This window comes from Parvibaculum sp., assembly GCF_045863935.1.
GTDB lineage: Bacteria > Pseudomonadota > Alphaproteobacteria > Parvibaculales > Parvibaculaceae > Parvibaculum.
In genome coordinates this window covers 1-12426 of sequence record NZ_BTVP01000024.1, presented here as the reverse complement: position 1 = coordinate 12426, position 12426 = coordinate 1, and the positions used below count along the sequence as shown (strand labels likewise).

Here is a 12426-nt window from a genome sequence, read left to right as displayed (position 1 = left end):
GTGCCCTAGGCGGACGATCCCGATGGCGCTCAGTCCGCGAAGGCCGGCCGGCGCTTTTCGAGGTTCGCCATGATCGCTTCCTTCTGGTGCGCCCCGCCGATGAGCTTGTCCTGCTCGACGGACTCGGCAAGAAGGATCGTGGCGGCATCGCCGTCCGGCGCGTCGTTGAGAATGCGCTTGGCGGCGCGAATGGCCGACGGGCTCTTGTCGGCGATCTCGCGGGCGGTGGCGAGCGCCTCGGCGTAGGGATCGTTGCAGAGGCGCGTGGCGAAGCCATAGGCGAGTGCGTCGTCGGCCTCGAAGATGCGGCCCGTATAGGTGAGATCGCGGATGACGTCCTCGCGGGCGAGGCCGCGCATCAGGTACATGCCCGCCATGTCGGGCACGAGGCCCCACTTGATTTCCATGACGGAGAAGCGCGTGCCGGGCGCGACGAAGCGCATATCGGCGCCGAGCGCGACCTGAAAGCCGCCGCCGAAGGCAACGCCGTGAACGGCGGCGATGACCGGGACGGGCACGTCGCGCCAGACGAGCGCGGCATATTGCGCGCGGTTGGCGACGCCATGGGTGCGCTGTTCGAGGCGGCCCGTCACTTCCGACTTGTTCGCATTGCGCTCGCCGCTCGCCATGCGCCCGAAATTGCTCATGTCGAGCCCGGCGCAGAAGGCACGGCCTTCGCCCGAGAGGACGACAGCGCGCACCGACTTGTCGGACTTCAACCTTTCGCCGGTTTCGAGCAGCGCCATGAACATCGCATCGTCCAGCGCGTTCATCTTGTCGGCGCGGACAAGACGGACATCGGCGACACCTTCCGTAATCGTGGTTTTGATGCGCTCTTCCATGTGTCCGTCTCCCGAATGGTTCTGCAAGTCTTGTTGCAAGAGTCATAGCGGGCCGGCGGAGGAATACAAGACTGCCCGGTAGACGGGCCGGATTACCCGGCGTCAGGGGTACCCGCCGGTCAGCCTCCCGACGTGACCCGCCGTCTGAACAGATCGGGCGAAAGGCCAAGTTCGCTCTTGAAGGCCCTTGAGAAGTAGGTCCGGCTTTCGTAGCCGACTAAATGCGCGATCCTCTTCACTGGTATCTGGGAATTGGCCAGCAGTTCGGCGGCGCGCCGAAGGCGGATGCAGCGAAGCATGTCGATCGGTCCGGTTCCGTAGGCGGCGCTGAAGCGTTCCGCGAAGACCGCTCTGCTCATGCCGGCCACTTCCGCGAGTGTGTCGACCGTATGGCTGCGATCCGGGTGATCGAGCATCATGCGAAGGGCGCCCCACAATTCCTCGTCGGCCAGACCACGCATCCATGAGAGCGACCCGTCGCCGATCTGCAACCTGCGGCGGAACAGGAGGATGATGCATTGAAGCAGGAGGGCTCTCGCAAGCGCGCGGGTGCCGACATTCGGATTGGCGAGCTCGTTGATGAGATCCTCCAGTGCGGTCCGGACGCGGTCTTCCGGTGCGAAGGTTTCGACAATTGGCTCCTTCAGGAGGTCCATGGTGCCGCTGAGACCGCGATAGACGACCGATACGCGGCCGCATATAGCGGCGAAGGTACCTTGACCGGAGCCGGCCTGCATGTGCTCGACTGAAATCTCAAGCGGATGACATTCGGGAAGAGAGATGAAGCCTGTGCCGGAAGCATGAATGCTGTGGGCGGCAAATGCGGGGATGAGAATGACGGACCCGGCGCTTGCCGGGATTGGCGTCTGCCCGTCGATGCTTATTACCCCTTCGCCACCGAGCACATAATGCAGGACCGCATGTGGCTTGCGCCCCAGTCCGAGCGACGACGCGCCCCTGATTTCGCAGAGCGCAAAGGGTTCGATGGAAACGTCGACCGCATCCAGCACCTGATCCAGGTTCATGAGTTTCATATGTCTTTCGATTGAGAGCCGCTGAACGGCATGAGGCCGGGCGACACGCCTTTCAGACGATAAGGCACAAGGGAGAGGGCATGGTTGCGGCATATCCAACCAACCCCAGGACCGGACCATGTGCGACCATCATGAACAAAACTCCGCCGGCGGCCAGATGAGCCGGCGCAACCTTCTCCGTGGCGGCGCCGCCGCCTCGATTGCCGCCGCAGCCGTTGCCACCGATGCGGGAGCCGCGCGGGCGCAAGACGCTTCGCCCTATGCCGACCCCGCCGAGCCGGTGCTTCCTGCTTCGGACGTCGTTCTCGGGCGGGACGACACAGCGCTTGTCGTCGTCGACCCGCTGATCGACTTTCTCAGCCCGAAGGGTGTGGCCTGGGGTGTCGTCGGCGAGAGCGTGACGGAGCAAAAGACCGTCGAGAATATAGGGCGGCTCTTCAGAGCGTCCAAAAAGGCCGATCTGGTCGTTGCCGTTTCGCCGCACTATTACTATCCGACCGATCACGGCTGGAAGTTTTCCGGCCCGCTCGAAAAGCTCATGCATGCCATCGGCATGTTCGACCGCGCGGGGCCGCTGAACCTTGCCGGATTCGAGGGATCGGGCGCCGACTTCATGCCCGAATACAAGGACATGATCCTCGACGGCAAGACGATCGTGACGAGCCCGCACAAGGTCTACGGCCCGGAGACGAACGACCTCGACCTCCAGTTGCGCAAGCGTGGCGTCAACAAGGTGGTTCTGGCGGGCATGTCTGCCAATCTCTGCGTTCAGGCGCATCTCTATAACCTTCTGGAACGCGGCTACGAAGTCGCTGTGGTGCGGGACGCGACCGCCGCGGCGAAGATTCCGGAGGGCGACGGGTATCATGCGGCTCTGGTGAATTTCCGCTATGTCGCCAATGCGCTGTGGACCACCGACGAGGCTGTCCGCCGCATCGAAGCGCTGTAACAAGACGGGAGCGGGGCCGGTTCCGCGAGACACCGAACCGGCCCGCCCCAAACCTGTCCGCAGAGGCTCAGCCATTCCCGCTTCGGCGCCGTTTCGCGCGCACTTTTGGAAGGCGCGAACGAATGCGGCCGATGGCGCGGGAGAAGATGCCGGGATCGTCGAGCGCGCGCGCCAGAACGAGCGCGCCCTGAATGCCGAGCACGATCTCTTCGGCATTCCCAGCCGCCTCCGGCGGTGTTTGTCCCGTCTTCGCAAGGGCAGCCGCAACGGCCGCCCGCCATTCGCTGAAATAGTGGCGCAGCGCGCGTGAAAAGCGGTCGCGTGTGTCGCTGAGCGCGAAGGCGCCGACAAGGCATATGCGCCGGCCGGAACGAAAATATTCTTCCGTTGCATCGAGCGTCTGCAGCAGCGCGCTTTCGGGATGCTCGGCCGTGCGCAGGACTTTGAAGATGTTGGTCTCGAACCAGGCTTCGATTTCGCCGAGCACGGCGCTGGCCATTTCTTCCTTTCCGCCGGGGAAGAAGTGGTAAAGGCTGCCCCTGCCGAGGCCGGTCGCCTCGCCGATGAGCGCGAGGCTCGCGCCTTCATATCCATGCTCGCGAAATGCTTCCGCGAGGAGGGGCAGGACATCCGATCTTTCGGAAACCGTTCTGGCCATGTTGTCCTTTCAGAGTCCGAGTTGTTCGAGGCCGGGATGTTCGGCCGGACGAACCCCGAGAGGCCAGTGAAAAAGCCTGTCTTCGGCACGGATGGGCACGTCGTTGATGCTTGCCTCCCGCCGCCGCATCAGCCCCGTGCCGTCGAAGGCCCATTGCTCATTGCCGTGGCTCCTGAACCAGCTTCCCTCGCTATCGCGCCATTCATAAGCGAAGCGAACCGCGATGTGATCGCCGCTGAACGCCCACACTTCCTTGATCAGGCGGTAGTCGAGTTCGCGTTCCCATTTCTGCTGCAGGAAGGCCTCAATCGCTTCGCGGCCCCGAAGAAACGTCGAGCGGTTTCGCCAGCGGCTGTCCGGCGTGTAGGCGAGGGCGACGCGCGCAGGGTCGCGGCTGTTCCATGCGTCCTCCGCCATCCGGGCCTTTTGCGCGGCGGTGTCTTCCGTGAAGGGCGGCAAGGGCGGACGGACGGACATGGAACCTCCAGAAAATGTACCAAACAGTAAAAACTGTACCGAACGATACAATTTTTCCCAAAAGAGTCAATCGGCGGACCAGGGTTCGTTCCGGATATCTCTTTTTGCAAAGGACATTGCTTCAAAGCGGGTTGCGGCTCCGCGCCCTGCGCCTCTATATCCATCCACCGGATGTTTTGGAGATTGAAATGACAGAGTTGGTGAAATACGAAATTGCGGAGGGTGTTGCCGAGATCACCTTCGATGACGGGAAGGCGAACGTCATGTCGCCCGCCATGCTGAGCGCACTGCATGCCGCGCTCGACCGGGCGGAGAGCGACAAGGCGATTGTCGTTCTCGCCGGACGCGAGGGCATCTTCTCGGCGGGCTTCGACCTGAAGGTCTTCGCGAAGAACATCGCGGAGGAAAGTTACGGCATGCTCAAGCAGGGTGCGGAACTGGCGTTCCGGCTGCTCGAATACCCACGGCCCGTCATTTCAGCGTGCAGCGGCCATGCCCTGCCGATGGGGGCCTTCCTCCTGCTCACCTCGGATGTGCGCCTCGGCGTCGACGGGCCGTTCCGCATCGGCCTGAACGAAGTGATGATCGGCCTGACGATACCCCATTTCGCAATCGAGATTGCGCGTCACAGACTAACGGCGCCCTATTTCAACAGGATCGTGACGGGCGAGGTTCTTGCGCCAGCCGATGCTCTGGATGCGGGGTATTTCGACCGCCTCATCACAGCGGACGATCTGCTGCCGGCGGCAAGGTTCGCCGCTGCTTCCTTCACCGGTATAGACATGACCCATTTCACCGCCACGAAGAGGCGGGTGAGGGCGCAGGCCGTTGCGGCGGTGAGAGGAGCGATCGACAGCGAAATCACTCTGGAGAACTACAAGCGCCGTCTTGGCCAATGACGGTTACCGCGCTCGTCATCGCTCATAGATCGCTGTATCTTTCATCGCGCGGTACATGAAGCCGCAAGTGGATTCAAATCTGTGTCAATCCGATGAGCGAGACGGAAAAAGAGACCGGCCGGGTTTCGAACCGGGCGACGTATCGGCACGGCAATGTCCGTGCCGATGCGGTCGACGCTGCCTATCGAATGGTCGCCCGCGAGGGGCACGAGAAGTTGAGCCTTCGGCAGGTCGCCACCGAACTCGGGATCGCGCACCGCTCGCTCTACAATCATTTCGCGGATCGCGACGCACTGCTCGACGCCGTGGCGACCGAAGCTTTCACAAAACTCGCAGCCAGGCTGAAGCGCGCCGCCACCTCGGCCGACTTCACCCGGATTTACGCACGCTATGCGCTCAAGAACCGGCACATCTATGGCCTGATGACGAGCAGGCCGCACGCGACGATGAAGAACAAACCGGAGCTTCAGAGCGCCGTTCATCTCGTGATTTCGGAAGCGATGCGGGTCTCCGCGCCGGCGGACGCGGACCCCGGCTTGCGCCGGCGAGCCGTCATGAAGGACTTCATATTGATGCATGGCGGTCTTTCGCTTTTCGCCGCGGGAATTCTGGACCTCCCGAGCGAAGCCGCCCTGATCGACGAGCTGTCCGCGATGATTGCCGCGCGCGAGTGACCCTTCGGCTTCTCCGCGCTCAACCGCGTCCGCGATAGGGCGCGACGGCCTGATCGGGCGCCCAGACGCCTGCGGGCAGCTTGCCTTTCTGCCAGAACACGTCGATGGGAATGCCGCCGCGCGGATACCAGTAGCCGCCGATCCTGATCCATTTCGGTGCGAGGAGTTCAGCGATCCGCTTGCCGATGGCGACGGTGCAATCCTCGTGGAAGGCGCCGTGATTGCGGAAGGACTGAAGATAGAGTTTCAGCGACTTGGATTCGACGAGCCATTTGCCGGGCACGTAGTCGATGACGAGATGCGCGAAGTCGGGCTGGCCCGTCACCGGGCAGATCGAGGTGAACTCGGGCACGGTGAAGCGCGCGACATAATTCGTGTCCGGATGCGGGTTCGGCACGCGCTCGAGTTTCGCTGCCTCGGGAGAGGCGGGTACGGGCGTCGCGGAGCCGAGCTGCGTCAATCCCTTGCTGCCGGTCTTCTTCGGTGTCCTTGCCATGCGCGAAGCTCCCTTACTCACTGTCCGGACCGTCGTAGACGCAACCCTCGCGGCAGGAGGCGCGATGCACCTCGACACGCGCGATCTCCGGCAATGGCTTTTCGAGCGCGCGCCATATCCACGCCGCGATGTGTTCAAGCGTCGGGAATTCGAGGCCCTCGATTTCGTTGAGCAGATGGTGATCGAGTTTCTCGCGCACGGCCATGACCTCGCGCTCGACATCCTCGAAATGCCGGACGAGGCCGGTCTCCGCCGCGGGCTTGCCCGCGAGCCAGACGACGACGCGGAAGGAATGCCCGTGCATCCGCCGGTTGGGATGGCCTTCCGCCGCATAAGGCAGGAAGTGGGCCGCGTCGAAAAAGAACTCTTTGTAGATTCTCATCAGGGAATACCGATCAGCTTGTGCGTCTGGAGGCTGAGCCGCCATTTCGGATGCGCGAGACAATAGGCGGTCGCCGCGCGTGTGTTTTCTTCCTGCTCTGCGTTGTCCATCGGCTGCAGGAAAAAATACCGGAAAGCGAGACCTTCGAAACGCTCCGGCTGTGCCTGCGGCTGCGGATAGACCAGCTTCAGTTCGTCGCCCCGTAGCTGTTTCAGGTCCGCGTCCGCCTTGGGGCTGACGCAGACCCAGTCGATGCCCTCAGGCGCCGCGATCGTGCCGTTGGTTTCGACGGCGATCTCGAAACCTCTAGCATGAAGGGCCGCGATGAGCGCCGCGTCGAGTTGCAGCAGGGGCTCGCCCCCCGTGCAGACGACGAAGCGGTCGTCTCCGGCGCCGCTCGCCCATGCCGCTTCGACCGCATCCGCCAGCCCCCCGGCATCGGCGAATTTGCCGCCGCCCTCGCCATCCGTGCCGACAAAGTCCGTATCGCAGAAGGTGCAGACCGCACTTGCGCGGTCCTGCTCGCGGCCGGTCCAGAGGTTACAGCCCGCGAAACGGCAGAACACGGCCGGGCGCCCGGCATTCGCACCTTCGCCCTGCAGCGTGTAGAAGATTTCCTTCACCGAATACATGGGTTCACGCCTCGCCCGAGATATAGGCGGCGTAGCCCCGGGCGCGCAACGCGCAGGCGGGGCAGGCGCCGCAACCATAGCCCCAGTCGTGGCGCTTCGAGCGGTCGCCGCGATAGCAGCTATGGCTTTCCTCGACGATGAGGTCGACAAGCGCCTTGCCGCCGAGCTCCTCCGCGAGTTTCCAGGTCGCCGCCTTGTCGATCCGCATGAGCGGTGTCGCGAGGGTGAATGGCTTGTCCATGCCGAGCGAGATCGCCTGTTCGAGCGCGGAGATCGTTCCGGCGCGGCAGTCTGGATAGCCTGAATAGTCCGTCTCGCACATACCGCCGACGAGGACCTGCGCCCCGCGCCGGTAGCCCAGCGCCGCCGCATAGGTAAAGAAGAGAAGGTTGCGGCCGGGCACGAAGGTGGTCGGCAGCCCGTTCTCGCCCATCTCGATCTCGACATCGCGGGTGAGCGCGGTCTCGCTGATCCGGCCGAGTTCAGGCAGGGAGAGCATGTGGTCGGGACCGAGCTTCGCGGCCCAATTTGGAAAGAGGGCGGCGAGGCGTTCGCGCAGCGTCTTGCGGCATTCGAGTTCGACGGCATGGGCCTGACCGTAGTCGAAGCCGACCGTCTCCACCTGCGCAAAGCGCGCAAGTGCCCATGCGAGGCAGACCGTTGAATCCTGCCCGCCCGAGAAAAGCACGAGTGCCTTGCCGTTTGCCGTTTCTGTCATCGTCGAGACGCTCCGTCGGGCGTGTTGAACAGGAGCCGCAGGCCTGCGTCAAGCCGACAAAGAAAAACCCCGGAAAGCGGTGGCTTTCCGGGGTCTTATCGTCTTGTTCTAAGGCTTCGTCAGAAGGCGTAGGAGACGCTGGCCATGACGAAGTCGCGGTCGAAGGTCGGGTTGTTGAAGCCGGCACCGAAGATGTTGGTGTAGCTCAGGCTGGCCCGATAGGTGCTCTGATAGTCGGCGTCGATGCCGATGGAGACCTGCTTCATTCCCTGCAGGTAGTTCGCCGTGTTCGGACCCGGCGAGTTGCCCTGCAGGTCATGCCGCCACGAAATGCTCGGTGTCAGCGTGACCGGCGTGCCGAAGGCGTTGTTGTAGGCCGGTGCGAAGACGAGGCGGTAGCCGTAGGACACATCGTCGGCATATTCCGCATTCGTGACGCCATTGGTGAGAAGGGCCGCCGCAAAAGGATTGCGGATGGCCCCTTCCGGTCCCACGCGATTGAGCGGGTGGTTGCTGGCCCCCTGCACATAGACGAAGCCGGCGTTGACGACGAAGACGGCCGTGTCGGAACCGAGAAATTCGGGGATCGGATCGCTGGTGCCCCAGAGCTGCGAGGCGTTCTGCTCGAGGTCCGACACGCCAAAGGGCATGTCGGGCGAGAAGAACGAGCCCGCCGGATCGAGTTCCGTCTCCTCATAGGCGAACTGCCAGAAGGCTTCGACGGAGAAGTTCGGCGTGACCATCGTCGAGGCGAAGATCATCGGCATCGGCGTCAGCGCGTCCTTGAGTTCCGCGCCGGGGGTGCGGATACGCGTCACGTCGAGCGCCTGGAAGGCATTGACGCCACCCTGGATGAAGAGGCTTTCGCCCCAGTTCAGCGCCTGCTTGCCGAAGCGAAGCATCGTGTAGTGACCGTCGATATCCCAGTTGCCGTAGACGAAAGCGTCGAGAATATCGATGTCGTAGTCGAGCTGGTCCTTGCCCTCGGAATCGAGATTGCGGAAATCGAGATCGTTGTCCGCATAGACGACGTCGTAGAAGGCGGTGGGCCGGAGGAAGAAGCCGTAATTTTCCCACGTGCCCTGTGTGTCGACCGTGGCCTTCACCGTCTGGTTGACGAAGTCACCCTGGTCGAAGTTGAGATTGCCATTGTCGGAGTTGACGCCGGTGGTCCGGCCGTCGCCATTCGCACAGCCGCCATTGATCGGGCTGATCTTGGTGCAGTCGCGGTCGCTCGCGCGCAACGTCACGCCGGCCGAGATGGTCGTGTCGACGCTGAGGTCGAGATCGCTGAACTGGCTCGGCACTCGCCGAGCCGGAAAAGAAGTGTGGTAGCAAAGGCTGCCGCTAGGAAAGTTGCGCCCCGAACGGCGAATGCGTCGATACGCCCGTTCATTCGTGACAGGCGTACGTTCTGCCGATACTATCATTTTGAAGGTTCCCCCCCGCGTGGATGGATTCTTGGTCTGCCCCTTAGACTTTTGGCGGATTGGGAAGTAGCGGCCGACTCCGCCGGAACCGGCCACGAGTTGGTGAGGGATGCTGGCCTTTTGCGAAGGATCGAGGAGGGAGTTCGCTTCAGGTTAATTGTTGTTGTTGTTTATAATAGGTGAAAAAAACCTAATAACTGTTGCCTTATAATGAAACAGCACAGGTATCAAGTGCTGGATCTGCTGACGGGGGAGGAAGCGGATTGAATACGAAGGAACTGTTGCTCAGTGTCCTCATGGGGGGCCCTGCCACGGGCTATGACATCAAGAAGATCATGGAGAACGAGGTCTCGACGTTGCTCGACGTGAGTCTCTCGAATCTCTACCCGGCGCTGAATGAGCTGGCTGCGGAAGGACTGGTGACCTATCGGAAGGTCGAACAGGACAGCCGGCCTAACAAAAAGGTCTATGAACTGACCGAGGCGGGACGGACCGCCTGCCTGAAGGCCTTGATGTCCGGCGACGCCCGGCATCGGCTTCGTTCCGAGTTCATCTTCATCCTCAGCTTCGCGCCCTTTCTGCCGCGTTGGCGGGTGAAGGAACTGCTGGATCAGCGGCTCGCCGACACCAACGAGGTGTTGCGCGACCTGGACAGGCGGGAACGGGAAGCACTTCAGGTGGGGCAGAAGTTCTGCATCGGCTTCGGCCGCGTCATGATGGAGGCGCAGCGCGACTACATCCTGAAGCACGGGGCCGAGCTTCTGAGCGGTTGCCCGGAGGACGTCCCCCTGGCGATGGCCTTGCACGGCTGATCTTCCAGCCGCACTGACTTCGGGTAAGGTTCGCTCGTCCGGCTCGGGCCGGGCGCAGGAAGCGCACGTCCGAACGGTGGAAAAGAGCGGTCCCCGGCGCCGCGTCGGGCGAATAGCCCCTTTCGTCTCGCGCGCCTCTCCGCTATGTAACCGCCACCGGGTTCACGTCCGGCTTGCCACATCATTTCAAACGAGAGACGGGACGACATGGCCGCCATCATCGACATCATCGGTCGCGAAATTCTGGACAGCCGGGGCAATCCGACGGTCGAGGTGGACGTACTGTTGGAAGACGGAGCGCTTGGCCGCGCGGGCGTGCCGTCGGGTGCGTCGACGGGCGCGCATGAAGCGGTGGAACTCCGGGATGGCGGCGCGCGCTACAAGGGCAAGGGCGTGCTGAACGCCATCGGCGCGGTGAATGGCGAGATATTCGACGCGATCGGCGGCATGGACGCCTCCGAGCAAATCCAGATCGACCGCGCCCTGATCGCGCTCGATGGAACCGACAACAAGTCCCGTCTCGGTGCGAACGCAATCCTCGGCGTGTCGCTCGCGGTCGCGAAGGCGCAAGCCGCTTCGCTTGGCCAGCCGCTCTTCCGCTATGTCGGCGGCCCCGCCGCGCGGGTGCTTCCCGTACCGATGATGAACATCGTGAATGGCGGCGAACACGCCGACAATCCGATCGATATTCAGGAATTCATGATCGTGCCGGTGGCGGCAGGCTCGATTGCCGATGCCGTGCGCATGGGCTCGGAAGTCTTCCACACGCTGAAGGGCGAATTGAAGGCCGCCGGCCACAACACGAATGTGGGCGACGAAGGCGGCTTCGCGCCGAACCTCGCTTCGACGGAAGAAGCCATCGGCTTCATCATGAAGGCGATTGAAAAGGCCGGGTACAAGCCGGGCGACGACATCTATCTGGCGCTCGACGCGGCCTCGACCGAATTCTTCAAGGGCGGCGTCTACGACCTGAAAGGCGAGGGCAAGAAGCTCGATGCCGGCGGCATGGTCGATTATTGGGCCGACCTCGTCGGCAAGTATCCGATCATCTCCATCGAAGACGGCATGGCCGAAGACGATTGGGAAGGCTGGAAGGCGCTCACCGACCGCATCGGTGGACAAGTGCAGCTCGTCGGCGACGATCTCTTCGTCACCAACAAGCGCCGCCTCGCCGACGGTATCGCGAAGGGCGTCGCGAATTCGATCCTCGTGAAGGTGAACCAGATCGGTTCGCTCACCGAGACGCTCGAATCCGTCGAGATGGCGCACAAGGCGAGCTACACCGCCGTCATGTCGCATCGCTCCGGCGAAACGGAAGACGCGACGATTGCCGATCTCGCGGTTGCGACGAATTGCGGTCAGATCAAGACGGGATCGCTCGCGCGCTCGGACCGGCTTGCGAAATACAACCAGCTCATCCGCATCGAAGAGGCGCTGGGGGCCTCCGCCGAATATGCCGGCCGGGGCATTCTGAAAGCCTGAGTCACGCCCGGCGCACGAATTTCGCAAATCCGGCTTGACCGTTGGAATCGCTATGTGATTCCCTGCCGGTCATGGACAGCTACACGATGATTCGCACCTCCGAACCGCTCCGCCTCAGACAGGCGCTGATCCCGTTCGTCTGCATCGTCGTGCTCGGCTATTTCGCCTATCACGCTGTCTATGGCCGGCACGGATTCATTTCCTGGCTCGACATCCAGAACCGCATCGACACGCTGGAGCACCAGCTTTCCGAGGTGGAGGGGATGCGCGAGCAGCTCGACAGGCAGGTCGCGCTGCTGCGGCCGGAAAGCCTCGACCCCGATCTTCTCGACGAGCGCGCCCGTGCGGCGCTGGGCTATGGCGGCCCGAACGAGGTGGTGATTTTTCTTGAGCCTCAGCCAGGCCGGGTGCAGACGCCCCGCTAATCGGCGACGTGGCCCCAGCGGCACTTAACCGATATCCGGTTAATTTCTCTTTTTGTCATTGAAACCAAATATTTATGAGCCACTTCAAAAGTGTGGTGCGGGTGGCTTTTCGTGCCACTATGTTCGTGCCTGTCTTCAATTTCCGGCGTCGAGGCCCATTGAATGGCGTCCAGATCATCTTCCCGGCCGGCGAAAGCCGCCACGAAACCTGCCCAGAAAAAACAACCGAAGAAAGCCGGGGGCGGTCCTGCGCCACTCTCGAAGGATGAGGAATTGCAGGCCTATCGCGACATGCTGCTGATCCGCCGCTTCGAGGAGAAGGCGGGCCAGATGTACGGCATGGGGCTGATTGGCGGCTTCTGCCACCTCTATATCGGGCAGGAGGCCGTCGTTGTCGGCATGCAGGGCGCGATCAAGGAAGGCGACCAGGTCATCACCGGTTATCGCGACCATGGGCACATGCTCGCTACCGGCATGGACCCGAAAGGCGTCATGGCCGAACTCACCGGGCGCTCG

Annotated in this window: 17 protein-coding genes; 7 read left to right on the top strand and 10 right to left on the bottom strand. The window is 62.6% G+C overall.

The window, feature by feature from the left end:
• Nucleotides 1-29: 29 nt before the first annotated feature.
• Together ACKUUH_RS11260 and ACKUUH_RS11255 are read right to left on the bottom strand one after the other, a co-directional pair.
• A complete protein-coding gene (locus tag ACKUUH_RS11260; RefSeq protein WP_407950013.1) occupies nucleotides 30-842 on the bottom strand; it encodes a crotonase/enoyl-CoA hydratase family protein in 813 nt (270 codons plus the stop codon).
• Between the two features lie 119 nt (nucleotides 843-961).
• Nucleotides 962-1876, bottom strand: a complete 915-nt coding sequence (locus ACKUUH_RS11255) for a helix-turn-helix domain-containing protein (RefSeq protein ID WP_407950012.1) — start codon at nucleotides 1874-1876, stop codon at nucleotides 962-964.
• 157 nt (nucleotides 1877-2033) lie between these two features.
• Here ACKUUH_RS11255 and ACKUUH_RS11250 point away from each other — a divergent pair, with 157 nt between their 5' ends.
• Complete coding sequence (locus ACKUUH_RS11250) at nucleotides 2034-2825, top strand: cysteine hydrolase (protein WP_407950011.1); 792 nt, start codon at nucleotides 2034-2036, stop codon at nucleotides 2823-2825.
• Nucleotides 2826-2892: 67 nt separating this feature from the next.
• Here ACKUUH_RS11250 and ACKUUH_RS11245 read toward each other — a convergent pair whose 3' ends face one another.
• Together ACKUUH_RS11245 and ACKUUH_RS11240 are read right to left on the bottom strand one after the other, a co-directional pair.
• Nucleotides 2893-3483: a TetR/AcrR family transcriptional regulator gene (locus ACKUUH_RS11245; RefSeq protein ID WP_407950010.1), complete on the bottom strand. Its 591-nt coding sequence runs from the start codon at nucleotides 3481-3483 to the stop codon at nucleotides 2893-2895.
• Nucleotides 3484-3492: 9 nt separating this feature from the next.
• Entirely contained in the window at nucleotides 3493-3960 is a 468-nt protein-coding gene (locus tag ACKUUH_RS11240) for a DUF1348 family protein (protein ID WP_407950009.1), read from the bottom strand.
• Between the two features lie 188 nt (nucleotides 3961-4148).
• On the opposite strand from ACKUUH_RS11240, the gene ACKUUH_RS11235 reads away from it, so the two are divergent.
• Nucleotides 4149-4859, top strand: a complete 711-nt coding sequence (locus tag ACKUUH_RS11235) for a crotonase/enoyl-CoA hydratase family protein (RefSeq protein WP_407950008.1) — start codon at nucleotides 4149-4151, stop codon at nucleotides 4857-4859.
• A gap of 92 nt (nucleotides 4860-4951) precedes the next feature.
• Nucleotides 4952-5533 (top strand): TetR/AcrR family transcriptional regulator, encoded by a 582-nt coding sequence (locus ACKUUH_RS11230; protein WP_407950007.1) that lies wholly within the window; start codon nucleotides 4952-4954, stop codon nucleotides 5531-5533.
• A gap of 19 nt (nucleotides 5534-5552) precedes the next feature.
• Here the strand turns inward: ACKUUH_RS11230 and queF are convergent, their stop codons facing one another.
• The 5 genes from queF to ACKUUH_RS11205 form a co-directional block, all read right to left on the bottom strand.
• Complete coding sequence (gene queF, locus ACKUUH_RS11225; RefSeq protein ID WP_407950006.1) at nucleotides 5553-6029, bottom strand: preQ(1) synthase; 477 nt, start codon at nucleotides 6027-6029, stop codon at nucleotides 5553-5555.
• A gap of 13 nt (nucleotides 6030-6042) precedes the next feature.
• A complete protein-coding gene (locus ACKUUH_RS11220; RefSeq protein ID WP_322313105.1) occupies nucleotides 6043-6411 on the bottom strand; it encodes a 6-carboxytetrahydropterin synthase in 369 nt (122 codons plus the stop codon).
• On the bottom strand, nucleotides 6411-7043 hold the full coding sequence (gene queE / locus ACKUUH_RS11215; RefSeq protein WP_407950005.1) for a 7-carboxy-7-deazaguanine synthase: 633 nt from the start codon (nucleotides 7041-7043) through the stop codon (nucleotides 6411-6413). The genes ACKUUH_RS11220 and queE overlap by 1 nt, the downstream gene beginning before the upstream one ends.
• Before the next feature lie 4 nt (nucleotides 7044-7047).
• Nucleotides 7048-7761: a 7-cyano-7-deazaguanine synthase QueC gene (gene queC / locus ACKUUH_RS11210; RefSeq protein ID WP_407950004.1), complete on the bottom strand. Its 714-nt coding sequence runs from the start codon at nucleotides 7759-7761 to the stop codon at nucleotides 7048-7050.
• Between the two features lie 119 nt (nucleotides 7762-7880).
• The gene (locus tag ACKUUH_RS11205) at nucleotides 7881-9068 is read right to left on the bottom strand and encodes a DUF1302 domain-containing protein (protein ID WP_407950003.1); all 1188 of its coding nucleotides are present in this window, start codon (nucleotides 9066-9068) and stop codon (nucleotides 7881-7883) included.
• Nucleotides 9069-9454: 386 nt separating this feature from the next.
• On the opposite strand from ACKUUH_RS11205, the gene ACKUUH_RS11200 reads away from it, so the two are divergent.
• From ACKUUH_RS11200 to ACKUUH_RS11190, 3 genes are all read left to right on the top strand, one after another.
• Entirely contained in the window at nucleotides 9455-10003 is a 549-nt protein-coding gene (locus tag ACKUUH_RS11200; protein WP_322313101.1) for a PadR family transcriptional regulator, read from the top strand.
• A 207-nt stretch (nucleotides 10004-10210) separates the two neighbouring features.
• Nucleotides 10211-11485 carry a phosphopyruvate hydratase gene (gene eno / locus ACKUUH_RS11195; RefSeq protein ID WP_407950002.1) on the top strand — a complete coding sequence of 425 codons (1275 nt, stop codon included), beginning with the start codon at nucleotides 10211-10213 and terminating at the stop codon, nucleotides 11483-11485.
• A 71-nt stretch (nucleotides 11486-11556) separates the two neighbouring features.
• A complete protein-coding gene (locus tag ACKUUH_RS11190; protein WP_407950001.1) occupies nucleotides 11557-11910 on the top strand; it encodes an FtsB family cell division protein in 354 nt (117 codons plus the stop codon).
• Here the strand turns inward: ACKUUH_RS11190 and ACKUUH_RS11185 are convergent.
• A complete protein-coding gene (locus tag ACKUUH_RS11185; RefSeq protein WP_407950054.1) occupies nucleotides 11907-12113 on the bottom strand; it encodes a hypothetical protein in 207 nt (68 codons plus the stop codon). The two genes, ACKUUH_RS11190 and ACKUUH_RS11185, sit on opposite strands and share 4 nt — an antisense overlap.
• Here ACKUUH_RS11185 and ACKUUH_RS11180 point away from each other — a divergent pair.
• The coding region (locus tag ACKUUH_RS11180; RefSeq protein WP_407950000.1) for a thiamine pyrophosphate-dependent enzyme at nucleotides 12073-12426 on the top strand (354 nt) is incomplete at its 3' end. The two genes, ACKUUH_RS11185 and ACKUUH_RS11180, sit on opposite strands and share 41 nt — an antisense overlap.

What these genes read in the sequence shown, in the direction of transcription:
- ACKUUH_RS11230 (WP_407950007.1), top strand. Translation starts at nt 4,952, where the DNA reads ATGAGCGAGACGGAAAAAGAGACCGGCCGGGTTTCGAACCGGGCGACG.
- ACKUUH_RS11250 (WP_407950011.1), top strand. Translation starts at nt 2,034, where the DNA reads ATGAGCCGGCGCAACCTTCTCCGTGGCGGCGCCGCCGCCTCGATTGCC.
- ACKUUH_RS11255 (WP_407950012.1), bottom strand. Translation starts at nt 1,876, where the DNA reads ATGAAACTCATGAACCTGGATCAGGTGCTGGATGCGGTCGACGTTTCC.
- ACKUUH_RS11190 (WP_407950001.1), top strand. Translation starts at nt 11,557, where the DNA reads ATGGACAGCTACACGATGATTCGCACCTCCGAACCGCTCCGCCTCAGA.
- queE (WP_407950005.1), bottom strand. Translation starts at nt 7,043, where the DNA reads ATGTATTCGGTGAAGGAAATCTTCTACACGCTGCAGGGCGAAGGTGCG.
- ACKUUH_RS11240 (WP_407950009.1), bottom strand. Translation starts at nt 3,960, where the DNA reads ATGTCCGTCCGTCCGCCCTTGCCGCCCTTCACGGAAGACACCGCCGCG.
- ACKUUH_RS11235 (WP_407950008.1), top strand. Translation starts at nt 4,149, where the DNA reads ATGACAGAGTTGGTGAAATACGAAATTGCGGAGGGTGTTGCCGAGATC.
- queC (WP_407950004.1), bottom strand. Translation starts at nt 7,761, where the DNA reads ATGACAGAAACGGCAAACGGCAAGGCACTCGTGCTTTTCTCGGGCGGG.
- queF (WP_407950006.1), bottom strand. Translation starts at nt 6,029, where the DNA reads ATGGCAAGGACACCGAAGAAGACCGGCAGCAAGGGATTGACGCAGCTC.
- ACKUUH_RS11245 (WP_407950010.1), bottom strand. Translation starts at nt 3,483, where the DNA reads ATGGCCAGAACGGTTTCCGAAAGATCGGATGTCCTGCCCCTCCTCGCG.
- eno (WP_407950002.1), top strand. Translation starts at nt 10,211, where the DNA reads ATGGCCGCCATCATCGACATCATCGGTCGCGAAATTCTGGACAGCCGG.
- ACKUUH_RS11260 (WP_407950013.1), bottom strand. Translation starts at nt 842, where the DNA reads ATGGAAGAGCGCATCAAAACCACGATTACGGAAGGTGTCGCCGATGTC.
- ACKUUH_RS11220 (WP_322313105.1), bottom strand. Translation starts at nt 6,411, where the DNA reads ATGAGAATCTACAAAGAGTTCTTTTTCGACGCGGCCCACTTCCTGCCT.